This window comes from Salinibaculum sp. SYNS191, assembly GCF_037338445.1.
Lineage (GTDB): Archaea > Halobacteriota > Halobacteria > Halobacteriales > Haloarculaceae > Salinibaculum > Salinibaculum marinum.
Map to the genome: position 1 here is coordinate 238,115 of NZ_CP147838.1, position 23,211 is coordinate 261,325.

22 protein-coding genes, 1 tRNA gene and 1 pseudogene are annotated in these 23,211 nt (G+C 62.7%); 13 read left to right on the forward strand and 11 right to left on the reverse strand.

Annotated elements, in window-relative coordinates; all coding sequences use genetic code 11:
- The first annotated feature begins 39 nt into the window (after positions 1-39).
- Complete coding sequence (locus WDJ57_RS01310; protein ID WP_338903159.1) at positions 40-366, forward strand: DUF5798 family protein; 327 nt, start codon at positions 40-42, stop codon at positions 364-366.
- Here WDJ57_RS01310 and WDJ57_RS01315 read toward each other — a convergent pair whose 3' ends face one another.
- A complete protein-coding gene (locus WDJ57_RS01315) occupies positions 367-774 on the reverse strand; it encodes a CoA-binding protein (RefSeq protein WP_338903163.1) in 408 nt (135 codons plus the stop codon).
- Positions 775-813: 39 nt separating this feature from the next.
- Entirely contained in the window at positions 814-1,446 is a 633-nt protein-coding gene (locus WDJ57_RS01320; RefSeq protein ID WP_338903165.1) for an RAD55 family ATPase, read from the reverse strand.
- 169 nt (positions 1,447-1,615) lie between these two features.
- Here WDJ57_RS01320 and WDJ57_RS01325 point away from each other — a divergent pair.
- Positions 1,616-1,690, forward strand: a tRNA-Arg gene (locus tag WDJ57_RS01325).
- A gap of 617 nt (positions 1,691-2,307) precedes the next feature.
- Positions 2,308-3,600, forward strand: a complete 1,293-nt coding sequence (locus tag WDJ57_RS01330) for a hypothetical protein (protein WP_338903167.1) — start codon at positions 2,308-2,310, stop codon at positions 3,598-3,600.
- 634 nt (positions 3,601-4,234) lie between these two features.
- Here the strand turns inward: WDJ57_RS01330 and WDJ57_RS01335 are convergent.
- Entirely contained in the window at positions 4,235-4,714 is a 480-nt protein-coding gene (locus WDJ57_RS01335) for a hypothetical protein (RefSeq protein ID WP_338903168.1), read from the reverse strand.
- A gap of 498 nt (positions 4,715-5,212) precedes the next feature.
- Here WDJ57_RS01335 and WDJ57_RS01340 point away from each other — a divergent pair, with 498 nt between their 5' ends.
- The 5 genes from WDJ57_RS01340 (at position 5,213) to WDJ57_RS01360 (ending at position 9,761) form a co-directional block, all read left to right on the forward strand.
- Complete coding sequence (locus tag WDJ57_RS01340) at positions 5,213-5,545, forward strand: cupin domain-containing protein (protein WP_338903170.1); 333 nt, start codon at positions 5,213-5,215, stop codon at positions 5,543-5,545.
- Positions 5,546-5,856: 311 nt separating this feature from the next.
- Positions 5,857-6,522, forward strand: coding sequence for a LolA family protein (locus tag WDJ57_RS01345; protein WP_338903172.1), 666 nt, complete (start codon positions 5,857-5,859; stop codon positions 6,520-6,522).
- Positions 6,519-7,415 carry a S49 family peptidase gene (locus WDJ57_RS01350; RefSeq protein WP_338903174.1) on the forward strand — a complete coding sequence of 299 codons (897 nt, stop codon included), beginning with the start codon at positions 6,519-6,521 and terminating at the stop codon, positions 7,413-7,415. Before WDJ57_RS01345 ends, WDJ57_RS01350 begins: the two co-directional genes overlap by 4 nt.
- The gene (locus WDJ57_RS01355; protein WP_338903176.1) at positions 7,402-8,490 is read left to right on the forward strand and encodes a DUF4350 domain-containing protein; all 1,089 of its coding nucleotides are present in this window, start codon (positions 7,402-7,404) and stop codon (positions 8,488-8,490) included. Before WDJ57_RS01350 ends, WDJ57_RS01355 begins: the two co-directional genes overlap by 14 nt.
- A 362-nt stretch (positions 8,491-8,852) precedes the next feature.
- Entirely contained in the window at positions 8,853-9,761 is a 909-nt protein-coding gene (locus WDJ57_RS01360; RefSeq protein WP_338903178.1) for an ABC transporter permease subunit, read from the forward strand.
- Between the two features lie 132 nt (positions 9,762-9,893).
- Here WDJ57_RS01360 and WDJ57_RS01365 read toward each other — a convergent pair whose 3' ends face one another.
- The 5 genes and pseudogenes from WDJ57_RS01365 to WDJ57_RS01385 form a co-directional block, all read right to left on the reverse strand.
- Positions 9,894-10,250 carry an SHOCT domain-containing protein gene (locus tag WDJ57_RS01365; protein WP_338903179.1) on the reverse strand — a complete coding sequence of 119 codons (357 nt, stop codon included), beginning with the start codon at positions 10,248-10,250 and terminating at the stop codon, positions 9,894-9,896.
- A gap of 83 nt (positions 10,251-10,333) precedes the next feature.
- Positions 10,334-10,543 (reverse strand): annotated as a pseudogene (locus WDJ57_RS01370) (IS5/IS1182 family transposase); the annotation flags it as partial.
- 5 nt (positions 10,544-10,548) lie between these two features.
- A complete protein-coding gene (locus tag WDJ57_RS01375; protein WP_338903180.1) occupies positions 10,549-10,731 on the reverse strand; it encodes a DUF5786 family protein in 183 nt (60 codons plus the stop codon).
- A gap of 119 nt (positions 10,732-10,850) precedes the next feature.
- Entirely contained in the window at positions 10,851-11,429 is a 579-nt protein-coding gene (locus WDJ57_RS01380) for an SLC13 family permease (RefSeq protein ID WP_338903181.1), read from the reverse strand.
- Positions 11,430-11,508: 79 nt separating this feature from the next.
- On the reverse strand, positions 11,509-12,252 hold the full coding sequence (locus WDJ57_RS01385; RefSeq protein WP_338903183.1) for a SagB/ThcOx family dehydrogenase: 744 nt from the start codon (positions 12,250-12,252) through the stop codon (positions 11,509-11,511).
- Positions 12,253-12,364: 112 nt separating this feature from the next.
- On the opposite strand from WDJ57_RS01385, the gene WDJ57_RS01390 reads away from it, so the two are divergent.
- Positions 12,365-14,128, forward strand: a complete 1,764-nt coding sequence (locus WDJ57_RS01390) for an adenosylcobalamin-dependent ribonucleoside-diphosphate reductase (protein WP_338903185.1) — start codon at positions 12,365-12,367, stop codon at positions 14,126-14,128.
- A 1,408-nt stretch (positions 14,129-15,536) separates the two neighbouring features.
- The gene (locus WDJ57_RS01395; protein WP_338903188.1) at positions 15,537-16,433 is read left to right on the forward strand and encodes a hypothetical protein; all 897 of its coding nucleotides are present in this window, start codon (positions 15,537-15,539) and stop codon (positions 16,431-16,433) included.
- 198 nt (positions 16,434-16,631) lie between these two features.
- Here WDJ57_RS01395 and WDJ57_RS01400 read toward each other — a convergent pair whose 3' ends face one another.
- Positions 16,632-17,651: an NAD(P)/FAD-dependent oxidoreductase gene (locus WDJ57_RS01400; RefSeq protein WP_338903190.1), complete on the reverse strand. Its 1,020-nt coding sequence runs from the start codon at positions 17,649-17,651 to the stop codon at positions 16,632-16,634.
- A 130-nt stretch (positions 17,652-17,781) separates the two neighbouring features.
- Entirely contained in the window at positions 17,782-20,391 is a 2,610-nt protein-coding gene (locus tag WDJ57_RS01405) for a PAS domain S-box protein (protein ID WP_338903192.1), read from the reverse strand.
- A gap of 306 nt (positions 20,392-20,697) precedes the next feature.
- Between WDJ57_RS01405 and WDJ57_RS01410 the strand changes: the two genes are divergently transcribed.
- The 3 genes from WDJ57_RS01410 to WDJ57_RS01420 all read left to right on the forward strand — a co-directional run bounded on the left by WDJ57_RS01410 (position 20,698) and on the right by WDJ57_RS01420 (position 22,464).
- Positions 20,698-21,297, forward strand: a complete 600-nt coding sequence (locus tag WDJ57_RS01410; protein ID WP_338903194.1) for a phage tail protein — start codon at positions 20,698-20,700, stop codon at positions 21,295-21,297.
- The gene (locus tag WDJ57_RS01415; protein WP_338903196.1) at positions 21,294-21,827 is read left to right on the forward strand and encodes a phage tail protein; all 534 of its coding nucleotides are present in this window, start codon (positions 21,294-21,296) and stop codon (positions 21,825-21,827) included. Before WDJ57_RS01410 ends, WDJ57_RS01415 begins: the two co-directional genes overlap by 4 nt.
- A 127-nt stretch (positions 21,828-21,954) precedes the next feature.
- A complete protein-coding gene (locus WDJ57_RS01420; RefSeq protein WP_338903197.1) occupies positions 21,955-22,464 on the forward strand; it encodes an SHOCT domain-containing protein in 510 nt (169 codons plus the stop codon).
- Between the two features lie 112 nt (positions 22,465-22,576).
- Here WDJ57_RS01420 and WDJ57_RS01425 read toward each other — a convergent pair whose 3' ends face one another.
- A complete protein-coding gene (locus WDJ57_RS01425; protein WP_338903199.1) occupies positions 22,577-22,867 on the reverse strand; it encodes a PadR family transcriptional regulator in 291 nt (96 codons plus the stop codon).
- Positions 22,868-23,211 lie beyond the last annotated feature (344 nt).

Consider the following 23,211-nt stretch of genomic DNA (forward strand, 5'->3'; position numbering starts at 1 on the left):
ACCACAACACCCACGTACCCGCCCCTGCTACGGCCGGGCATGGGATTGGGCGGAACTGCCAAGAAACTCCAGAAGGTCATCGACGCGGCCGAACAGCTCTACAGCAAGATGAACGAGGTCATCGAGCGTCTCACCAAACTCGAGAGAGACGTCGAACACACCAGCACGCAGGTCGACCACCTGGAACGCGACGTCGCCGAGCAGCGGGCGCTGGTCGAGGCGCTCGCAGAACAGCAGGGAATCGACGTCGACGACGTTCTGGAACAGGCCGACCTCCCGCCCGAACCGACCGCCGCGGACGACGCCGGGGAGCAACCCGACGGCGACGCCGACGGCACGACGGTCGACGTGTCCGAAGAGACGTGACTACAGCAGGCGCTGGTGCTCGACCTTCAGGCACTTGTCCTGGACCACGCGCTTGCCGGCCTCCTCGGCCCGGGCCGCCGCCTCGTCGTCGCGGATGCCCAGTTGCATCCAGATGATGCCCGCGTCATCGCGCTCCAGACAGGCGTCGACGATGCCCGGGACCTCCTCGCTCGGCCGGAACACGTCCACGAGGTCGATGTCGTCCGGGACGTCCGCCAGCGAGTCGTAGGCCTCGCGGCCGAAGACCTCGTCGGCGAAGGGATTGACCGGGACGATTTCGTACCCGTGGTCCAGCATGTACTTCGGGATGTCGTGAGCCGCCTTCCCGGGCGTGGTCGAACACCCCACCACGGCGATAGTGTCGACGTCCAGTACCTCGCGGAGTTCGTCGTCGCTCGTGATTGGCATGCACGGAGTGAGGTGCCCCGAGAGCAAAAGAATAGGGGGCTATGGTGCCGCGCTGGCGTCCACGTCCGGCAGGCGAACCGTCTTCTCGCGGTCCTCGTCCACCTCGACGAAGCCGTCGAAGAGCTGTTTCATCGTGTTCAGCGCCTCCGGCTGGTGGGCGGTGGACTCCATGACGTGGACCCCCAGCGCGTCCGCGTCGTCGATGCGGCTCGTGAACACGTGCATGAACCGGAACACCGTCTGGACGTCTGAGTACATCAGCAACGTCGAGAGCGAATCCAGCATCACCCGGTTCTGCGTGCGGTCACGCTCCCCGTAGAACTCCTCCAGGAACTCCGAGAACTTGATACCGATACCCGTCATGTCCACCGGCGAGGACGCGTACTTCACTACGTCGGTGTCGGCGGTCGACCGCCCCTGATGCTGGGTCACGCAATCGACGACGCCGAGGTCGACCGCGTCCGGGTTGTCGACCCGCGAGCGATAGTCGGCGAGCACCCGCTCCGAACTGTCCCGCGTGGTGACGATGACTGACCCCTCCCCCAGTCCGGCGCCGTGGGCCAGAATGTCCATCGCCAGGCGCCGCTTGCCAGTCAACGGTGGCCCCGCGATGAGAATGTTCGTCCCGGGGGCCACAGCGGCGTCCTCGAAGTCCGGGCCAAGGTCGTACATTGAGACTCTCGCTCAGCAATCGGTGACGCACCCACACCGATACCGCCACCGGCCGCCTTTGGCTATTCTTTTCTGCCTCCGACATATATCACTTTTCGTCCAACAGATTTCCGAGGACGGAACCGGAACCGGGGAGTTTTTATCTCGACACCGGCAACTCGTGGCTACCGGGCGCTTAGCTCAGCTTGGACAGAGCACTTGGCTTCGGACCAAGATGTCGCGGGTTCAAATCCTGCAGCGCCCATCCTTCCGCATAACGCTTAGGAGCCAACAAACAGTGACGGGGTGTATTTAAACCCCTATCCTTTCTCGGAGCAGAGTTCATTATGCCACGTCATCCCGGTCTCCTCAGTCGTGCGATTTGCTAGAGTCAGGATTACCTTAATTTAATAACGTTATTAGTTTCATTGGTATATTGTCAATTGTAGCTGCCCGCGCGAGAAGAGCTATCACAGAGTCGTCTGCTGCCCCACCTTGTTCAGGGAGCGGAAAAGTGCCATTCTTTGTGCGTCGATTCCCGCTATCCCACGCCGAGAGCTCGTCTCTCGTCAGATACCCTGGTGGGCAAATTTCCCCGACTAGAGGAGAGTGTACACAGAAGCCCGGGCGTTGTTTCCCGGAAGACAATCGTATCCGAGAATTATAACTATACTTATGTTTGCGTCACTCTTTCAGTAGTTAATTATGAATTCACGAAGACTTACCGTTGCCCCACGTGATGTGTCACACGCTACCATCAGTCGCCGTCGCCTCCTCGCGGTAGGCGGTGCCGTCGCGGTTGGGTCGCTCGCAGGGTGTTTGAATCGGGTGGCGTCTTCGTTGACGAACACGGGGGCGTCGCCTGCGGCGGTGTTCGCCGGGATGGGCTGGAATGACGATGAAACAGAAGTCAATTTCGAGATGGCTCCGGGGAGCCCGCACGTGGCTCGACTGACTCCGACGCTGGCCGAGCGCGTAGAGTTGGAAGGGTGGGTTACGTCCTCTGCGGTGATGGCGCAGAACCACAATTCCTCGCGAAGTAACCGGCCTCGGCTGAGCTCGACGAGGTCGTCAGACGGGGACGCGGATGGAGATGGTGTCTCTGATGCTGACGAGGATGACGAGCTCGTCGCGTATCTGGACGGGAAGCCGATTGTTGGCGAGCGGTTCACTGTCTGTCTGCCTGACGCTGAGGTTCCGGGTGGGAACGGGAGTATCGCCGAAGCGGTGACGCCGGAGCGACTCATCGAGTACCTGACGGGGCAGTACGACGGTGATGGACGGGTGTACTCGTGGGGGACGCCGAAGGCTGGTCCGGGTGACCCGGATGATGCTGGCGATTGCGACGATGACGACCCCGGAAATCATCCGGGGGCGGTGTGCGGGACGACGCCTCACTTCGTCGCGGAGGTATCGGGGCCGAGGGCGACGGGCGGGAGTCTTGAGGTCGTTCGAGCGGACGACGGTCCCGTCGCAGTGATTACTTCACCGCCGGAAGCTGGCGGAGGCCCGGCGGTCGTGCGGGTCGGCACGCACGGTGGGTCGGACGGCCCCGAATCATCGACTGAAGCAATCTACCAAGCGTGGAGTGGTGCGTCGGACGGGGGTGGGAAAGCGACGCCAGAAATCTTCGAGACGCTTGTGGCGCAGGTACTGGTCCAGCCACCGGGATGCCCGCACCCGTTCCCAGCGTTGTTGTACGTGGGTCGTGCAGAGAGTGACGGACAGCTCATCTACTCAGGCGGCTGGGTAATCGACGACGCGGCGTTGTACGAAGACTCAATGACGATGTTGACGATGGTGGATGCTGCACCGGTCGTTGGTATCGACCTCGACGATGTGGATTCCGACGGAGATGGATTCGGGGACGCAGTGGAGCGGGCGGATTCGGAGCGTCGTCGGAGAGTCGTTGCGGGACGGTCTCGCCGAGGGGCGCGGCTCGATGCAGGCACTATGGCCGAGCTGGTGGAGAAAGGCGTCCTCCCGGAGGGTGCGAAAGCGGGTATCGACAGTGTCAGACGGAAGATGCCGGGGCAGGAGTTGGAGACGGACGAGGGGCCGCACATCACGCATCTCGCGCTGGACGCGCCCGTGCTCCATCTGGTGAACGCGAATGGGGCATCGAACGAGGTGAAGTTCAAAGCCGGAGCTGAGCTTTCAGGACAGGTGAACTAACCGATTGACACGTACCCATCAGTGCTGCTGAAACGCGAGAGATGCACCGGTCTGTAAGAACACGGTATCTAACAGCTGGGCCGATTCACTGGCTGACAGCGGTAAAACCAATCCCTTAGAACGACTCTATAACGGGCTCTTGTCTGTCAGCAGAACTCGCAACAGGCGACCCCGACTAGCAGCGCATGGCGATGAGCATTAGGGTGTGAGTGAGTCGTCTCAGTGAGACCGATGCCTGTAACAGTTGGCGAAAGCTGATTGGTTAGGACCTGAGCGGCGCTTAGTCCGACACCCTATTACTGTCTAACTCAAACGTCGCTACATGAAGGCTGTCCAGAATACGCAGACAGAGACATGGCATTTACTCGGTACTCGGGGCTGTGGTGCTGAACCGAATGGTGGGATAATCGAAGGAACCTGGGCAGAGATTCGAGACCACGTTGACCGCGATACTGGAGACCGTTGTCGCAACTGTAACTGGCCATCAGTATCTTGATATATACGTGGACCTCGATGCTGACCTGAGTGAATCATCGACACAGAGGCGCAAAGGGTACCATCTCGCCCGAGAGACCCGGTTCCCGATGGTGACTATTGACTCCGGCGGTCGGGAGCGGGAGGCTGACAGAGAGCATTAGCCTTCGGTCATGTCCGTTACTGCCATTCCGATCCCGTATGCCAGTGAGACTAACGCGACACCGAATATGAAAAGCCACAAAATAAGGATGAGATTAAACGGGACGGTTATCACTCCCTCGGGGAGGTCACGCTTTGCTGCGATCTTATCTGCAACGATCGGGCGGTAGATCAGCTGTACAACCATCAAAACGAGTCCGGTGGTGGCACCGAAGGCAATCGTCCACCAGCTCCCGCCATCGTAGGGGGTCTGCCGGAGGATACTGAGATAGTCGATCACGAGCGTAACGCCGATGGAGTACAGGAGACAGAGGGTAATAGAGACGACAGAATAATCCAGTAACAGAAAATGCGAACTCAGGCCGACACATATCCCTACAGCCCCACCAACGAGTGTTGCTCGCTTCGTTGGCGGATTTCGAGTTGCCTGCTTCGATGCTGAAGACGGAGTGGAGTGGATCGATTGCTCGGAGGTCATCTGATACTCACCGGCTAGCGACGGGGAAGTCGGTTCAGGGAATACCGACCGATATCTACGACGACGACTATTGTTGGAATAAAGGAACCGATCTTCTGTAGCGAATTGGTCGTGGGTTCTCGCCGTCTATTTACACCCGTCTGAATCGGATTCCACCCATCCTCGTTCCGTAGAACTGCACCCCTCGTTTCCGCACCGGTTCCATACACCTTCCAGAATGCTTCGATTCGTTCGTCGAGATACGGTGCATACTCAGCCTCCTGAGTGGGTCGTCGTCGGTGGTGCATGGCTCACACTCGTGGTCTGCAGGTGCTGATGCCATACCCCCGGATACGCGCTGTATCAGCAGATATTCTTCCTGTGTGAAACGAATCTGTGCCTGCTATCGTCCACCGACTGCTTTCGTGATCGACGTCGGCGAGTCGGTGACCCCACTCCGACCGCTCAAGAATCGAAGTATTGATTCAGTTCTGAACCGAGGTACTCAGATACGAACTCATGGGACACGTTTCGACGACCGAACTGGTCGACAAGCTCGAACAGGGGGACGAAGATTACCTGGAAGTGCTCAGTGAGGACTCGATACGCGCCGAGATCGCTCGGTTTCCCAATCCCGAGCCGAAAACCCCTCACAAGGAGGACGAACTGTACTTCGTCCTCTCCGGGAGCGGGATGGTCAACGTCGGTGATGACTCGTACACCGTCGAGGAGGGTGACGTCATCTACGTCGAACAAGGCGTCGAGCACGACTTTTTCGATATTGACGAGGAAATCACGGCCCTCATCGTCTTCGCAGGGGCCGAGGAATCCGTCCTCGGGCGGCCGTCGTGAGGACAGGTTCGAAGATGCGGGAGGAGAACAACGCGGCAACTAATCGCGCTCAACGCTACAGTCGTTTCTCGTTCCTGAACCCACTACCGAGGCGAGGGTAGACCTAACCTGGACCAGAACCCAATCCGGCTCTCGGCTGATGGGCTGAATCATTCCCGCAAGTGGAAACCGGGAGAGTGACTGTGTCGTCGAACGGGGGACGATGAACCCACTGTGTCTGGGAAAACATTAGATAAACATTGTGGTAGTTTACATACCCAGAAACTCCGCAATGGGGGCTTGTCCTTGGTGAGTGAAGGAAGCGATGGCACATGTTACGACCACTCTCGAACCGAACTGGGCGACGCGCACTACTGGGCGTCGTCGGCCTGGTATTCGTTACGGCCGGCTGTCTCGGGGCGCCCGGGACGGAGGTCGACGATCCGTCGGTCGTCGCGGACCAGGTAGAATCACGCTACGAACAACTGGACGGGTTCCAGGCGACGATGACTCAGCGGGTCCAGGTCGGCAGCGAAACCAGAACTGCACGGGCGACCGTCGCCTTCGACAAGGGCAATGCACTCGTGGTCGAACCACAGACCGGCCCGAATGCCGGCGAGGTTACCATCATCGAGAACCCCTCGGCGAAGCTGTTTGCCGGTCAGCGGACCGCGACTGCGTTCGAAGCCGAGGCACTCTACGGCACGGTCGCAGCGGACCTCGTGCGCGAGAACGAGGTCGTCTTCGAAAGGCGTGACCGGGTCGGGGGTCGTCTGGCCGTCGTCTTCGTGATTACGCCGCCGGACAGCGCCGCCGAGACACGGCCCGAGCGGCGGGTCTGGATCGACGCCGAGCGTGCGGTCCCGCTCCGGATCGAGTCGACCTGGACCGAAGACGGTCAGCGAGTGGCGGAGACGATCCAGTTCGAGAACATCTCGCTGCGAGCACCGAAGCAGCTTCCCGAGACAGCTTCGAGCACGGGAGGAGCGACGGCATGAACGACGAATCCGGCCTCCTCGACCGTCTCGGCGGCCCGGTCGTCGTGTTCGGAATCGTCGGCCTGATCGTCGGTGCCGCCCTGGTCCCCTACGCGTGGGGGATGTCGACCGATTCGGACGGGACGGTCGCGGTGGTCGAAGTCCACGGGACTATCACTGATGACACCGCGACGGCAGCGCTGGACGATCTGCGCGAGACCCGGCAGAACGACTCAATCAAGGCGGTGGTCGTCGACGTGAACAGCCGTGGTGGGCTGGCATCAGTCAGCGAACAGCTCTACCTGTCGGTGAAACGAACGAGCAAGCAGATGCCGGTGACGGTAGCTGTCACAGGCTCGGCGCTATCGGGCGGATACTACACCAGCGTCCCCGCCGACCGCATCTACGTGACGCCGGCCAGTACCGTCGGTAGCGTCGGTGTGCGGGCGACCATCCCCCCTGGTGGAGCGCCAAATAACGAGATTACGACGGGTCCGGACAAAACGACCTCGGGGACGCTTTCGGAGGTACGTCGCCGCGTCGAGGCACTCCGTCGTGCGTTCGTCGGCAGCGTCGTGGCCGAGCGCAACCTCACCCTCTCGGCCACGGAGCTCTCCTACGCGAAAGTCTACTCGGGCCGCCGGGCCATCGACCTTGGGTTGGCCGACCAGGTCGGGGGCCTCGGTGCTGCCATCGACAGGGCTGCCGATCAGGCCGGCCTCTCGGACTACGAGACCATACGGATGGAATCGCCCTCTCCGAGCACGCTGAGCCAAATCGGGCTCAGGCAATCACCGGAAGCGGGCGTGAACGTCACCGACATCGACATGACGCGCTACTTCATGCTGCACGGAGATATCGACGTACTGGCGAGTGCGGAGCCAATCGAGGTGAGAGCCAATGACGCGAACTGAGTTGCTGAAGGGTCTCGGCGTGTTCGCGCTTGTCGTCTTGGTTATCGTGTCGGCGACAGTCGCAACGGGGACCATCGTCTCGGAGTCGCCGGAGTCCGAGAACGTCAACGCCTCGGCGTACGACGACGCACTGCGTTTGGAGCCCGCTGACGACAGCGGGAGCGTCGAACCGGCCGTCGGTAACGGGACGAAGACCGTCATCATCGACAAGAGCCACGGGAACGCCGTCACCGAAGGTGGGCTACAGCCGATGGTCGATGCGCTCGTCAGCGCCGGCCACGACGTTCGGTTCTACACCGGCGGGAGTTCGAACGGCCTGGGAACCGGCGGGCTTTCGAGTAGCTCGTCGGGGCTGAACGCGACGTTGCGGTCTGCCGACGCCTTCGTCGTCGTGAACCCGGCAAGTTCGTACACCGCCAGTGAGAGCAACGGCGTCGAAGCCTTCGCCGACGCCGGCGGCCGCGTGCTCATGCTCGCCGATCCGGTCGGCCAGACTCCATCCGGGACGTCGCTCAGTCTTCCCATCGGCACGTCGACCGGCGACACCGCCACGCCAGGCCAGCCGACGAACCTCGCCGCGCGCTTCGAGATCTCCTTCGGCGCTGGCTACCTGTTCGACATGACTGATAACGTCAACAACTTCCAGCGCGTCTACGCGGACTCGGTCGCCGACGGTCCACTCACGGCCGGTGTCGACCGGCTCGTCGTGAACGACGCGACGCCGCTGGCGATAAGTGGAAGCAGTCAGGTCGTCGCCGAGAGTGTCGACGTGCGCGCCTCCGCAACGCGACGCAGCGGCACGTACCCCGTCGCCGCCCGGACAGGCAACGTCACCGCCGTTGGAGATACGGAGTTCCTCCAGCCGGCGAGCGCGACACTTGCCGACAACGAGGCCTTCGTGAGTAACCTCGCGGACTTCCTCGTTTCCGGCGAGAAGTCCCCTGGCGTCCCGGAACCGGCCGAACCCTCGTCCGGAACCGGGACTGGCGGGTTCACCCCACCGACGCAGCCTGGCACCACGCCAACCCTCCCGGGCAACGGTACGTCCACGCCCACGAACGGGACCAGCCCGTAGCCGGGAAGAGGCATATCTTCCCGCTCGCCGTCCCGGCCAGTGCTATTCGCACGTCTGTCACGCGGTTCGGGTCAACCGTCTCGCGCACCGTCACCCGGAGCGAGGAGCTTTCAGAACTCCGTCCCACTCGCGAGCTTCTCGCACAGGAGTTCGAAGAGTGACCGTTGTGGCACGGATGCCAGTTGCTCTACCGGACTCGGACGCCTTCGTTCCGAATTGCCGTACCAGGACGCAACAGAAAACGCAAACCTCGTCAGTGCGCGGAAATGCAAACGAGCTAAGGATTCCGGGAGAGTTTCACCATATGACAGACGGTAGTGAGAGTTTCACCATATGACAGACGGTAGTGAGAGTTTCACCATATGACAGACGGTAGTGAGAGTTTCACACGAACGGAGACGGCTGTGGCCGGCCGAAAAGCATCGACAAGGAGGAGTGTCCGAGCGATTGCGAAAAAAGAAGTCAGACAGGGAGTGCGTTCGTATCCAGTCCTGGGAGCGTCTGTTCTGTTATTCCTTTCTGCAGTCCTTTTTGCGGCCATTCAGTGGGTGCCAGAGTTGTATCCGACGCAGTCGCCGAGAAGTACACTCGCACTCATTAACAGCCTCAGTCAACCCGGTGCGGTCTTCATCCCTCTACTGGGTCTGTTTGCTAGCTTCGATACGATTACCGGGGAGCACGAACGCGGCAGTCTCAAACTGCTGCTGGGGCTGCCACATTCCCGGCGGGACGTCATCCTTGGGAAATTCCTCGGGCGGACTCTCGTTGTCGTGGTAGCGATTGGAATCGCCAGTGTGGCAGTGGGCCTCGTTGCCTTCCTGTCGTACGCGTTCTTCGACCTCGATCGGTTCCTGCTCAATACGGCTTTGATGCAGTTTCAGGGGATGGTCTACGTGGCAATCGGCGTTGGGGTATCAGCACTGGTCGGCTCACAGCAACGCGCTGTCGGTGTAACAGCCGCACTGCTGGGTCTGGTCTTCGTGCTATGGGACGCGTTCATGGCAGTTCTCCAGTGGCTCTTCATCGGGCCGCTCCCCCCGGGAGGTCAACTCCCTGACTGGCTCCAGTTCCTTGGGCTTGTCAATCCTGGAAACGCGTTTTTATTCGCGAGGCGAGCGGTTATCCCCGAGTATTACGAGATTACGGTCTACCCGGAGTCAACTGCGTACTTCTTGCAAGACTGGGTTGGGTTTGTCGTCCTCTTTCTGTGGATGTTGCTTCCACTTGGACTCGGATACCAGCGATTCTGTCGTACAGATATTCGAAGCTGAGTCACACGCTGGCGAATGTAGTTGAGGAATACGGGTCAACCTTCCAGATGAGCAGAGGGATTATCGGATGTAGCGCGGATGTGGGTCGATGGGAATGGTTTGCATACGCGAACTGGCATCGAGCAGTTCGGGCTACTCGCGTTCTCGTACCCGTTCGTGCTGTTGTCGGTTCTCAGCCTGTTCCACCGTCTCTGTTTCGAGAAGGTCCTCGAGCCTGCGTTCGAACTCGTCATGGTCGAGTTCGCCGCTCGCATATCGGCTACGAAGAACAGCTAACGCGTCTTCCGCTTCGTCGACGTCACTCTCGTCCCGGGAACCAATCCATGCACGCAGGTGCTCGAAATCTGCTTTCAGATAGGCAAAACCGAGGAGACCGAAGAATATCGGTGCAAGAGCAGTGAGCCCCCCGCCAGCAAGCATGGTAACGCCGAGAAGAACAGCTATGATCGAGATAGCTAAAATTGCGTGGTCAACGGGACCGTCAACCATGTATGAGAGTTGTAGCTTGAGCAATTAATACCATGTGCCGGGTCGTCTGGGAGTGGATTGTGCAAGTCACGGTTTCCCCGTTCCTTGTCGAGGGTGTGAGTGAGACAGCCGACAGCGAGTTCACGGAACTGCTTCCACCAGGGTCGTGAGCGGACGACTGCGCCATAGCTCCGTTTCACACGAGAGTTCACTCTCTCGTTCTGACTACGTTTGCCGTACAGGTCGGCGTCCTACCGAGCGTTCCACGTCTCGTGGAGCGACGAAAATTCGAGGCGCTCGATAAGCGGAGGGACACAGTCTACCGTTTTGACGCCGATTTTTCTTTCAGTTCTTTCAACCGGGCGAGAAGTTCGTCGATCGAATCGTCGCCCGTGTACTCGATGCGACCTTCGAAGATTGCCCGGTGGTAGTCCGAGTCGGTATTGACCGAACTGAGCTTCTTCTCGCGCCGCTCGTACTCCTCTTCGTCGAATTTCCCCATAGACATAGGAATTACCTCTGTAGTAGACACTGGCGACGAGCAAATATATTAGTTTCGGGAAGATATATCCGATACCTCGAACCAGAAAGAACAAGTCCTGTCTCTTTAGCACTTCACTGTTACCAGACTACTTTTTCGAGATTTAGAAAGTACAAATAAGAATCTATATGTTCGGGGGCCGATTTGACTTTCCCACAGAAAGCCCGGAAGCCCCTCTGTTTCCGCCCACCCAGCATCGACGCGAACGAGAGCGGCAACAGTAGCTTCGACGGCGATATCCGGTGTTCGTCGGCCAGTTCCGTCGCCATGGGCACGAACACCGCGACGACGGGCGTATTGTTGACGATACCTGCCATCCCGCTCGTGAGCACGAGCATCGTAGAGAGCAGCCGAGACTCGCTGCCACGGGCGAACCGTGAAATCGTCGCGCTGAGTCGGTTGATGATGCCCGTCCGGTGGATATCTTCACTCAACATGTACATCGCGGCGACCGTAATCGTCGCCGTATTCGCGAATCCGATGAAGGCCATGTCGGTTCCGACGCCGGTCCACGGTTCGAGGACGACGGCGACGACGGCGACGACGATGGTGATGGCCGTGACGTCCGGCGAGACGAACTCCGTCGCGAACAGGACGACGGCGACGATGATGAGCCCGAAGACGACGAGGAGGTCGGCGGTCACCGCCGGCGGGGCCATACTAATGAGAGTCGCCCGAGGAGCGTTTCAAGCTCGTCGTCATCTCTGCGCGACCAGTGACGGAAGCGGACTCCGACCGTCACGCTCGCCCTCCGACGGGGAAGACGTAGAGCGGTCGCTGGTCCGCCGGTGCCCCCACGATGTCCCGCACGCGGTCGTCGCGGAAGGCACCGACCGAGACGGTTGCGAGGCCGAGGGCCTCGGCCTGCAAGGAGAGGTTCTCGCCGGCGTGACCGGCCTCCATCGGGACGTACCGCTGTCTCCCGCGTTCTCCGTACTTCCGGGTCGTTCGCTCGTCGACAGCGCAGACGACGATGTCGACCGCTGCTTCCTCGACGAACTCCTGATCGACTGCAGCAGCCTGTAGTTCGGACTGGAGGTTGCCAGTTCTGCCCCGGTCGAGTTCGTGACGCCCCGGTCGGTAGCGATAGACACCGCTTTCCAGCCCCTCCACGCCGGGGGACCCAACCACGACGTACACTTCCAGGGGATAGAGCGCGCCCGCGCTCGGTGCAGTCCTGAATCCCCTGTCCCGGTCAGTCACACCCTGCGTTGCCCAGAGCAACTGCCCGAGTTCGCTGCGCTCCAGCGCACGGTCGCTGTACGCCCGCCGGGAGCGGCGGTCGGCGATTGCCTCCTCGACCGAGACGTCGCTCTGGTCCCGTGGACGCGGAAGCGTGACGGACCCCTCGACCGACCACTCGTCGCCGTCGTCCGTGCGGACGAATCGGAATGCGCCGAAAACGAGGTCCAGAGCCAGCGACAGGCCTGCAACGACGAGCAGTGTGAGTATCGTTCGGCGTGACAGCCGTTCGAGCGCCATACGTGAACTGTCTACGATGAGCAAGAAAAGTCTATGCAGGGTTCCGGACGGACGAGCAGGACCCAGTGGAGCGAGACCACGGCTTAATAGAACGCGGGGCGCACAGTGTAGTATGACAGCACTGGACGATGTCGCGACGACCGTTCTCCGTCGACGGTATCTGCGGCAGAACGAGGCCGGTGAGGTCGTCGAAACCCCGGACGAGCTGTTTCGACGCGTCGCCGCGAACCTCGCGGCGGCCGAGGAACGGTTCGGCGGAGACGTCGAGAGGACCGAGGAACGGTTCGGCGGAGAGGTCGAGAAGACCGAGGAACGGTTCTACGAGGCCATGCGGGACCTGGACTTTCTCCCCTCGTCGCCGGTTCTCATGAACGCCGGCACCGACCTCCAGCAACTCGCTGCCTGCTTCGTGCTCCCGGTGGCGGACTCGCTCGAATCCATATTCACGGCCGTCAAGCAGACAGCGCTCATCCACCAGAGCGGGGGTGGCACCGGATTTTCGTTCTCGCATCTCCGCCCCGAGGGAGACGTCGTGAAGAAGACTGGCGGCGTGGCGTCGGGACCGGTGAGTTTCATGCGAATCTTCGACGCGGCCACCGAACAGGTGAAGCAGGGCGGCCGGCGCCGCGGCGCGAACATGGGGGTGCTCGACGTCTCCCACCCGGACGTCGAGCGCTTCATCTCGGTCAAGGCTGAGGAAGACGCGTTACGGAACTTCAATCTCTCCGTGGCCACCGACGAGGCCTTCTGGGAGGCCTACGCCTCCGGTGAGTCCTGCGACCTCGTGAACCCGCGGACGGAGGAGATCGTCGGCCAGGCGGACCCCGCCGCCCTGCTCGACGAGATGGCCGAGCGGGCCTGGGAAACCGGCGACCCGGGTATTCTCTTTCTGGATACGATAAACGAACGGAACCCGACGCCGGAGCTCGGTCGCATCGAAGCCACGAACCCCTGCGGGGAAGTCCCGCTGTTGCCATACGAGGCGTGCATCCTCGGTTCCATCAACCTCGGCCACCACACCGATGGCGACGCGGTCGACTGGGAGAAACTCCGCGACACTGTCCACCTCGGCGTCCGCTTGCTGGACGACGCCATCGAGATGTCGACGTTCCCCATCCCCGAAATCGAGGAGATGGTGTCGAAGACCCGTAAACTCGGGCTCGGAGTGATGGGCTTTCAGGACATGCTCGTGGACCTCGGCATTCCGTACGTCTCGGAGGCGGCCATCGACATCGCGGACGAGGTGATGGCCTTCGTTCACGACGAATCGTGGGCCGCCTCGAAGCGACTGGCGGACGAACGTGGGCCGTTTCCGGCCTGGCCGGACTCGGTTCACGAGGAGCCGATGCGCAACGCCACGACCACGACCATCGCGCCGACCGGCTCGATATCGCTCATCGCCGGCTGTTCGTCGAGCATCGAACCCATCTACAACGTCGCGTACACGAAGCAGGTCCTGGGTGGGCTGGAACTCCGCAACGACCGGTTCATCGACATGGCGAAAGACCGGGGCTTCTACTCCCAGGAACTCCTGGCTGACCTCCACGGGCGAACGACGATACAGGACGTCGACGCAGTCCCCGACGACGTGAAGCCGCTGTTCCAGACGGCCTACGACGTTCCCGCCAGACAGCACCTCGAAATCCAGGCCGCCTTCCAGTCGCACGTCGACAACGCGGTGAGCAAGACGGTGAATCTCCCCCAATCGGCGTCCGTGGACGACGTCAGAGACGTATTTCTGACGGCCCGAGACCTCGGGCTCAAGGGGGTTACCGTCTTCCGGCAGGGTGCCAAACCCGGACAGGTGCTCGGTGACACCCCGCGCAAAGAGGAGTGTGCAGGTGAGTGCGACTACGTTGCGCTCCCCGAGGACTGAGACGGAACTCGCGTACGCATCCGGGTCCGGATTTCTCGGCCATCATCCTGATGTGTGCCCTGGACCGCACCCGGGTGACCCGCTTGCTGCATCCGACAGACGAGACGGGGAACCGACAGTCCCATCCGTGCAGCCTCTCCCGTCCGCGCACCCCACGATTATCATGGCCGTCGCCGTAATGACGGGCATGAGCGAACAGGGAGGGCCAGCCGACGAACGGCAGGATGGCTGAGCCAGACCCGCCGCCAGCCCCCGTCCGCAGGCCACCTGTCCTGTCACGAAGTCCCCGTGGGCGGGCATCCCGTCGCCAGTAGAAATCTGTCTATAACCGATGCCTAACGTGAGACTCGTCCTACCGGTCTGGCCTAACTTGTCATTTCGACCCTTACAGGCATAGTGGCGTCAAGAGCACGATTCCTGAAGTAGGCACAGATTACAGGGGAGACCAGGCCACGGAATCCCCTGGATGGTCGCTCAGTCCGGTAGTGACAACGATAGAATAATACATTAGTATTAACAGACGAATTATGTACTTTCTCACCGAGATCACTTCCCGTAATCGTACGGAGAAGAGACTTCCTGCGAGCAGTCCCACAACAGATGGTCGCGGGCTGGCGAAGCCGATTACTGCGGTTCAGGGGGTAGTAATTGCTCTGTGGGTCGACGAGGTGCAGAACCAGTGATTTCGCCCGGCATCGTCTCACTGGTCCTGAACAGGGGTTCGGTGGGAAAGGCCCGGAGTCAGAATGAGAGGTTCAGTTAGAATCGACCGATAAATTCCAGGTCGAAAATTATCTCCGCGCACTGCTAGTCGAACCGACCAGTCGTTTCGTTACAGAGCACAACTGATACCCGATTACTGATCGACCAATCACACAGGAAAGCGGCGACTGACAACATCACTGGAAAAACCACTGGAGACATCGACAGAAAATCAGACATTTGTAATAAGTAGATTCCGACGAACAAATAATAGATATCTATGATACTATACTAACTGACATAATCGAAAGATGGCAGTCTGTAAACCACGACGTAGTAGCTGTCCAACACAGAGACACACGACGGCTGTAGCGTCGTGCATGATCGCGGTCGTCGGGAATCCCAGTCAGAGCGACAGTGAAAGCCGGTAGCTCGCTGCGATGGACGAAACGAAGTCACGGCTCCGACTGGACGTCGACGAGTTCGGGCGCTGCGGGGCCGGCCAGGCGGCGGCGTTCCGCCATGGACTGGTCCGGGCGTTACCATACGCTCAGTTGAGATTTAATACGGGACCGACGAACAGCATCTGTGTTCGGACGTCGACAGATTGTGCAGCAGGTGGGAACCGGGAGCGGGTGCAGTCGATACGGAGCGCGAGCGAGACGCCCTTCCGACGGAAAGCGAGATTGCGATTGGCCGGTCGGCGATGAGTGACCTGCGTTCCCGCTTCAGACTGGCAGCAGCGGGGTCGACCGGCGCGGCGCTGTGGTCGGCGCTGAAGGACCTGCTGTCTCAAGAGTTCGACTGGTCGGTCGGTCATCTGACCGCGCTGGTCAACGGCTGCGTGTTCGCGCCGTCGCTTCTGACATTCTGGCTCGTCAACGGTGTCGCAGACTTCTCGACGGCCCTGGCACTCGGTACAGTCGCCTCTCCCGGTGGGCTCCAGGTCCGCCTGCTCGCCTATCTGCTCGCCGTGCCTGTGTTCGTCGCCGTCCGCGCCGGCTACTACGTCGCCCACCCGGTCCACCGGCAAGCGGTCCTCTCGGGGTCGTGCCCCAAGAGCCAACTGCTGAGTCTCGACTGGTTCACGGTGGGCATCCTGGTGACGGGACTCCCGCTCGCACTCCGTGACCTCGGACTGTGGCTCGCGATGAACGCCGTCTTCGTCGTCGGGATATTCCTAGTCCCGCGCGTCGTCGACGAGCGACGCCGGGCACTCGCCGTGAAACTCGGCGCTATCGCCCTCGGAATCCTCCTGTTCGGCTACGTGAAACTCGGTGCGGCGGCCGCCAGCCTCGGTGTCGTCCCGGCCCCGGCACCGCTCCTGGGTCCCGTGGCGACACTGTCGTTGAGTCAGGGGTCCCTCGAAGTACTCCTCCGGACGATGAACAGCCTGCTACTCGGACCGCCGCTGGTCGCCATCCTGGGGTACGCGATGAACCGGGTCATGACGCATCCGGCGGTGACCGACATCCCGCTGTTGCACTACACCCTGCCCCGGCGCGACCCCTGGCGTGCGGTCGCTGCCAGCGCGTCGCTGGGCACCGTGTTCTATCTCCTCTTCCTGGGTGCCGTCACCGGCCGACTCGTCGTGGTTCCCTGACACCGGACGGCGCTTGCGGCGGTATGCGTGGACGTCCCCGCACGTCGATACCAGTTCGGTCGGTTCGTCGTAGATGGCTTCGCGGTCCCGGGGACCAGCGCGCGGCGGTGGGCGGGGGGACCACGCCGCGGACCTGTCGCCCGGCCGGTCGTCGCTGGCCGCGACCCTCGTTTTCAGCGCCGCGGTCGATTCGCCCCGTCAATCGTACGTGTGGAAGTCGACGGCCTGTTCGAGGAGTGCGTCCGGGATACCGGGGACCTCCTCGGAGCGGACCGGCCCCTGCTCCTCGATTGCGCCCGGGTCCCGGGGGAAGTCCCGGAGCGAGAAGTGAATCGAGATACCCGCCTTCGCGCCGTCCCCGTAGGCGATCGGGACCTGGTTGTGGCCGGGGGTCATGTCCCCGACGGCGTAGACGTTCTCGACGGAGGTCCGGCCGTGGTCGTCGACGTCGACGGTGCCGTCGTCGTTGATGTCACACCCGAGTTCCCGGGCCAGTCCGTTGTTGTAATCGGCCCCGTACATCGCGAATCCGCCCTTGTACTCGCGGACGCTCCCGTCCTCGAATTCCAGCGCCTTCAGCCAGCCGTCCTCGCCGTTCTGGACGCCGGAGACGTCCTCGTGGACGACGTCGATGGGGTGGGAAGCGAGCATCTCGGCGGTCTCCTCGCTCCACTCGGGGTCCTCGCCGCGCGTGAGGAGGTCCACCTCGTCGGTGAAGTTCAGCAGGATGGCGGCGACGTGCGCGGCGCTCTCGGCGTGGCCCATGACGTAGACAGACTGGTCGACGAACATGTGTGCGTCGCAGTGCAGACAGTAGTGCAGCCCGCGGCCAGTCCGGGGCAGCGGGGGTTCCGGTCGCACGTCGTTGAATCCGGTCGCGAGCACCACGTACTCCGCGCGGTAGTCGCCGCTGTTGCCACAGAGCCGGATGGCCCCGTCCTCCTCCTGACTGCAGGAAGTGAGCATGTCGCGGTGTATCTCGCAGCCGTACTCGCGGAGCTGTTCCGTACCGGTCGCGAGCAGTTCGTTGCCGCTGGTCTCCTCGCGGATGCCGACCATGTTGTGGACCTCCTGCATCATCGCGGCGCGTCCGCCGCCGCGGTCCACGATAGCGGTCTCGTGGCCGAGACGCGTGCTGTACATGGCCGCCATCTGTCCCGCGGGGCCACCCCCGACGACGACCACCTCGTACTCCTCGACAGTTTGCGCACCTGACATACTCTCTGGTCCAACACCTCGCCTCATAAGCGTGAGTTACGGCACCGTAAGTCGCCCCGGGAGCCTGGCTACGGAGGTCCGTTCGAGAGCGCCAGAGAACTCGTCAATCCGCGACTCCACCCACGTCCGGTCACTGCTCGCGCCCGTTCGCCTCGACGACGTCGACGCCGGTGACTTCGAAGCGCGCCCCGCCGCTCTCGCTCTCGCGGACGGCGAGGTCCCAGCCGTGGGCGTCCGCGACTTCCTCGATTATCAGGAGACCCAGACCGGTCCCGCCGTCGGTCGTGGAGTATCCGGCCTCGAACACCTGCTCGCGCGCACCCCCCGGGATGCCCCGGCCGTCGTCCGCGACGTAGAAGCCGTCTGGGAGGTCACCGACGGTCACCGTCACTGAGTCGCCCTCGTCGGGAGGTCCTCGACCAGTCCCGGAGCGGGGTTCCCCGGCGTCGGCCGCCGACCGAGTGCTCGTCGAGCCGTGTTCGACACTGTTGCGAATCAGATTCTCCAGCAGCTGCTTCAGACGGCTCGAATCGGCCAGAATCGTCTGCTCGGTTTCGAGGGTGAGGGTCGTCCCTTCCGTCTCGACGGTCCCCCAGCACCGTTGGACGGTCTCCGCGAGGTCGACCGGCCGCACCTCGCCCACCGTCTCCCCCTCGCGAGCGAGCATCAGGAGGTCGTCGACGAGCGCCTGACTCCTGTCGAGCGCACCCTCGATGGCGTCGAGATGGGGACTATCGCAGTCCTCCTGCGCGAGTTCGAGCCGACCCGTCGCGACGTTCAGCGGGTTGCGGAGGTCGTGGGAGACGATGCTGGCGAAGTCGCCCAGGCGTTCGTTCTGGCGTTCGAGTTGCTGTTTGTACTCGTTCCGCGCCGTCACGTCGTGGTAGACGGCGTATACGCGGTCCCCCCTCCCCTCCGGCCTGAGCGGGACCGGATGCAGGAGGAAGTCGCGGACGCCGTCGGTCGTCTCGCGGCGCACCTCGACCTCGAACTGCTCACCCGCCAGCACCCGTTCGTTGATGTCGTCCGCGCCGTCCCGCTGGTCCGGCGGCACCACGAGGTCGTCTATCTTCTCACCGAGGGCGTCCGCGGCATCGTAGCCGAAGACGGTTTCGAACGCTGCGTTGACGTTCCGGATTCTCGGCTCGCCAGCCACGAACTCGGTGTAGGCAATCGGGTTCGGGGAGTGGTCGAACAGCGCGCTCAGTTTCTCCTCGCGCCGCGTGCGTTCGGTGACGTCCCGGGAGAACCCGAGTACCCGGCGGGTCTCACCGTCCGGTTCGTGCGGCGTCAGCCGGATTTCGAGGTCGCGCGTCTCGTGTGGGACGTCGGGGCTGACCTCGACGCGCACCTCGGACTCGTCGCCGCGCGCGACCGCCTCGATGCCCGCCTCGACGGCCGTCACCTCGTCGTCTGTCAGCGTGCCGAGGTCGGCCATGACGGAGACGTGTTCCCCCTGCCAGGCGGACTCGGGGATGCCCGAGACGTCGACGACGCGCTGGTTGACGAACTCGAAGTGACCGTCGGCGTCGAACAGGTAGATGCCGTCTTCGGTCGTCTCGACGATGGTCTCGTAGCGTTTGCGCTCCTGTCTGCGCGCTTTCCTGGCGGTGACGTCCCGGTAGAGCCACAGGTTCGCCTCCCCGTCGGGGAGTGTGTAGGGAACGTAGTCGCGTTCGAGCGTCCGTCCGTCGACGAGCGCGAGTTCCTCGTTCGCGACTGGCTCTCGTCGCGCGAGCGTCTCATCGATTCCGTCGAGAAAGGCGTCCGGGTCCGCGAACAGGTCCGCCGCGTCGCGGGCCGCGGCTTCACAGTCGCGGCCGCGGAGCTCGGCACCCGTCGCGTCTATAGCGAGGATGTCACACAGTTCGTCGTTCGCCACGAGGATGGTCCCGTCGCTGTCCTCGATGAGCACGCCCATCGGCAACTGTTCGACGATCGTCTCCAGGACGGTGTTCGTCTCTTCGAGTTCCCGCTCTCGCTCCTTGCGTGCGCTGATGTCGCGGACGAGGGCGAGCACGCGCTCCTGTCCACCGAGGGTCGTCTGCTTGAGGTGGACCTCCAGGGGCAGTCGGTCCCCGGATTTCGTCTCGTTGACCCACTCGAACACCTGCGGGTCGCCGTCGACGGCGTCGTGGATGCGTTCCCGGCCCTCGGCCCCGGTGTACGGTTGCTCGTTGCAGGAGATGTCCGCGACGCTCATGCCGACGACCTCCTCGCGCGAGTAGCCGTTCATCTCGCAGTAGCGCTGGTTGGCGTCGAGGACTTCGCCAGTCTCGGGGTCGTGGACGACGATTCCGTCGGTCGCCTTCTCGAATATCTCCCGGTAGTTCGTCTCCGCCCGCAGGCCGCCCACAGCCTGTGCGATGCGATTTGCCAGCAGCGCGTACTGCTCGGGTCCGGCCTCCTTCTGGAGGTAGTCGGTCACGCCCGCGGAAATCGCGTCGCTCGCGACCTCCTCGCTCCCCTTCCCCGTAAAGAGGATGAAGGGGAGACGTGGCGCGGTCTCCCGGACTCGCTGCAGGAACTCGATGCCGTCACGGCCGGGCATGTCGTAGTCCGAGACCACGCAATCGAACTCCCCCTCGTCGAGTCTCGCCAGTCCCTCCTCGGCACTGGTCGCCGTGGCGACGGTGAACCGGTCGTCCTCCCGTTCCAGAAAGGCCCCCGTCGTGTCGGCGAATTCGAGGTCGTCATCGACGTGGAGAACGCGAACCTCACCCGTAGATGACGTGGTCATTGTCCACTCATCTCCGAAGGCGGATATAATGGTTTGCCAGGCAATATCATAAATTGAAATGTCGTCTCCGTCGCCACACTGTGGCCGGGTTTGGCCAGGCCACGGGTGCCGGCCAATGACTCGTCGTCGCCTGCGCCCGTCGCAGTCCGGGAGCCACGTCCCAGACGCAGTGGCGGGAGCGAATGTTCAATACGACGCGCGGTGAGTGTCATTCGGTATGTCACCAGTAACTGGGACGTTCGTAGCAAACAGTCCGCGCGGCCTGGCCGTCCGTAACGCCTCGGTGCGACCGGAGAGTGCCTGAAGATGCCGGAACGGGCCGACCCCTACCGACAGCTACGGTTCGTCCTGGAAATCGACGGACTCGTCGCTGCTGGCTTCAGCCAGTGTGACCTCCCGGCGGCCTCGTCGGGAGTCGTCGAGTACCGCGAAGGGAACGAACCACCGACGCCGCGGAAACTGCCGGGTCTGAACACGTACGGACCCCTCGTTCTGGAGACCGGCGTGACCGACAGGTCTGTGGAACTGTTCGAGTGGCGAACCCAGGTCGAGCAGGGCGAGATGGCGGCGGCACGACGGGCGGCCGCAGTCACGCTCCTGGACGCGACCGGCGAACCCGCGGCCCGCTGGGTGTTCAGGGAGGCGTGGCCGGCCCGGTACGAAGCCCCACGACTGTCGGCAATGGCGGACGAGGTCGCCGTCGAACGGCTGGTCGTCGCTCACGAGGGATTCGGCCGCGTGGACCTGAACCGGATGTCCGACGACGAGGCGGACGCCGAATCCACGCTGCGTCTTCCCACGGGAGAGTTACCGCGGGGTGTCGGGGTCCCCCAGGGTATCGAACGACTGCTGGGAACTGACCGACTGCCGGAACGTTCCGGCGACGAGGAGTCCGAGCAGACGTGACGCGCCGGGAGAGCGACCCCTGCGGTGCGCACTGCTTCCGGGTGTTCTGTGACGCGCTCCCGGACCTGGGATTCACTGAGGTCCGGGGACTCTCGGTCGCTGTCGGGAACCCCGACGACGAAGCGGCGACGCGCCGACGCGGGTCGCCCCCTGGCCGCGGGCGTGGCGTCCCGACGTCAGACCGTGTCTCACCCGCGGAGCGGGAGGCCCACTCGCCACCGCTCGAACTCCGCCGCGGCGTGACCGACGACCGGGCACTCTGGGCGTGGCTCCAGGACTGGCTGGCAGGGGACGTCGAGCCACAGGACGTGCGCATCTGTCTGCTGGACGCACGTGAGCGGCCGGTTCGCGGGTGGCTCTGTCGCGCAGCGAGACCGGTTCGGTGGACCGGTCCGGACCTCGTCGCCGACAGGCCAGCGGTCGCGACAGAGTCGCTGGAGCTCGCTCACGCGGGCATCGACAGCGTCGGTGACCTCGACGAGTGCGCCGGGCCGACGGAGCCGTCGACTGGGACGGGCAGGTCGACGTGACTGCACCGCCCGTGCAGTGGGAGCGGTCGTCGCTGGTCACGGGTTCGTACCGCTCCCGTGCGGGTTGTCTGTCGGTTTGCTGAGCCGGTCCTGTGCGTTTAATCTCTCTGCGACCCTACCGTGTGACATGCCATCACGTCACCGGCTGTACTTCGGTGGCTTCGTCGTCACCGCCGTCGTACTGGTCGGCGTTGGACTGCTGGGACTGCTCGAAGCGCTGTCCGTCCTCACCAGCGGCCTCTACCACGAGGGCGAGTTCGTCCTGGTGGCGGTGGTCGCGGCACTTGCCGAGTGGGTCTTCGCGGGCATCCTCCTCGGACTCCTGGCAGTGGCCTTCCTGGTCGGCACGGTGGTCTCCCTGGTCCGGGCGGTGTCACTCCCGCGCAGCGCCCGGGTGGCCTCGGTACTCGAATTCCTCGAATACAGGTCGCCGACGCTCGCACGCCTCGAACTCTCGGCGAGAGTCGAACCGACCGTAGAGGACCGCACAGCGGCTCTCAAATCCCGGTACGTGGCGGGCGAACTCGGTATCGAAGGCCTCGAACGCGAGCTAGCGCGGGTGCTGGACGACGACGCCTCGGTCGCTCCCCTGCCATCAGTCTCCGAACGCCACGCGAGCGTCGAGAGAGAGACCTGAGAAGTCGGGGACCATCCCGCGCTGGGGAGTCTCTCCGGACTGCCCGGTTCTCTCGGGGTCTGTCCATCGTCCGTCCCGACGAGGCGGTCCCGACGGCACGCGTCGCTGCCGGTCAGACCGACAGTCCCGCGTTCTCCAGGTACTGGTCCTCCCACTCGCGTCGCGCCTCGATTTCCCGGCGGCCACGCCTCGTCATCTTGTAGTCGTTGGTCCTGCGGTCGCGCTGTCCCTTCTCGACGAGTCCCTTGTCCACGAGCGTATCTAGATTGGGATACAACCGTCCGTGGTGGATCTCCTTCTCGTAGTACTCTTCGAGTTCTTCCTTGATTGCCAGCCCGTGTGGCTCGTCCTTGCCGGCAATGACGTACAGGAGGTCGCGCTGGAATCCAGTCAAGTCGTACATGGTCCACTAGAAGATAGTTTATCCTGGTTGTTAATACTATGCCGCTGATACTGTCCCCTCGCACCGACCTGTCACCGGTCAGTCTCCTTCGGCTGGCTCCGAAGTGTCCCGGACTCCCGTCGGAAGCAGCGGGTACCCGTCGTCCCAGACAGCCCGTGCAGGCTCCCGCACCTCGATACGGACCGACGGACGGCGACAGCAACGACTGTCGGGCGACGACTTCACACAGCGGTGATAGTACGAGCGTCGCATGAGGGGACTGAAAGGTCCGGCGGGACAGCAGACCACTGTACCCGGGCGTTCGTGACCCGGGAGTGACGGCCGGTCGAACTGCCCGTCCGCCG

Coding starts and splice junctions, on each gene's coding strand:
- WDJ57_RS01310 (WP_338903159.1), top strand. CDS start 40: ATGGGATTGGGCGGAACTGCCAAGAAACTCCAGAAGGTCATCGACGCG.
- WDJ57_RS01315 (WP_338903163.1), bottom strand. CDS start 774: ATGCCAATCACGAGCGACGACGAACTCCGCGAGGTACTGGACGTCGAC.
- WDJ57_RS01320 (WP_338903165.1), bottom strand. CDS start 1,446: ATGTACGACCTTGGCCCGGACTTCGAGGACGCCGCTGTGGCCCCCGGG.
- WDJ57_RS01330 (WP_338903167.1), top strand. CDS start 2,308: ATGGGCTGGAATGACGATGAAACAGAAGTCAATTTCGAGATGGCTCCG.
- WDJ57_RS01335 (WP_338903168.1), bottom strand. CDS start 4,714: ATGACCTCCGAGCAATCGATCCACTCCACTCCGTCTTCAGCATCGAAG.
- WDJ57_RS01340 (WP_338903170.1), top strand. CDS start 5,213: ATGGGACACGTTTCGACGACCGAACTGGTCGACAAGCTCGAACAGGGG.
- WDJ57_RS01345 (WP_338903172.1), top strand. CDS start 5,857: ATGTTACGACCACTCTCGAACCGAACTGGGCGACGCGCACTACTGGGC.
- WDJ57_RS01350 (WP_338903174.1), top strand. CDS start 6,519: ATGAACGACGAATCCGGCCTCCTCGACCGTCTCGGCGGCCCGGTCGTC.
- WDJ57_RS01355 (WP_338903176.1), top strand. CDS start 7,402: ATGACGCGAACTGAGTTGCTGAAGGGTCTCGGCGTGTTCGCGCTTGTC.
- WDJ57_RS01360 (WP_338903178.1), top strand. CDS start 8,853: ATGACAGACGGTAGTGAGAGTTTCACACGAACGGAGACGGCTGTGGCC.
- WDJ57_RS01365 (WP_338903179.1), bottom strand. CDS start 10,250: ATGGTTGACGGTCCCGTTGACCACGCAATTTTAGCTATCTCGATCATA.
- WDJ57_RS01375 (WP_338903180.1), bottom strand. CDS start 10,731: ATGGGGAAATTCGACGAAGAGGAGTACGAGCGGCGCGAGAAGAAGCTC.
- WDJ57_RS01380 (WP_338903181.1), bottom strand. CDS start 11,429: ATGGCCCCGCCGGCGGTGACCGCCGACCTCCTCGTCGTCTTCGGGCTC.
- WDJ57_RS01385 (WP_338903183.1), bottom strand. CDS start 12,252: ATGGCGCTCGAACGGCTGTCACGCCGAACGATACTCACACTGCTCGTC.
- WDJ57_RS01390 (WP_338903185.1), top strand. CDS start 12,365: ATGACAGCACTGGACGATGTCGCGACGACCGTTCTCCGTCGACGGTAT.
- WDJ57_RS01395 (WP_338903188.1), top strand. CDS start 15,537: ATGAGTGACCTGCGTTCCCGCTTCAGACTGGCAGCAGCGGGGTCGACC.
- WDJ57_RS01400 (WP_338903190.1), bottom strand. CDS start 17,651: ATGTCAGGTGCGCAAACTGTCGAGGAGTACGAGGTGGTCGTCGTCGGG.
- WDJ57_RS01405 (WP_338903192.1), bottom strand. CDS start 20,391: ATGACCACGTCATCTACGGGTGAGGTTCGCGTTCTCCACGTCGATGAC.
- WDJ57_RS01410 (WP_338903194.1), top strand. CDS start 20,698: ATGCCGGAACGGGCCGACCCCTACCGACAGCTACGGTTCGTCCTGGAA.
- WDJ57_RS01420 (WP_338903197.1), top strand. CDS start 21,955: ATGCCATCACGTCACCGGCTGTACTTCGGTGGCTTCGTCGTCACCGCC.
- WDJ57_RS01425 (WP_338903199.1), bottom strand. CDS start 22,867: ATGTACGACTTGACTGGATTCCAGCGCGACCTCCTGTACGTCATTGCC.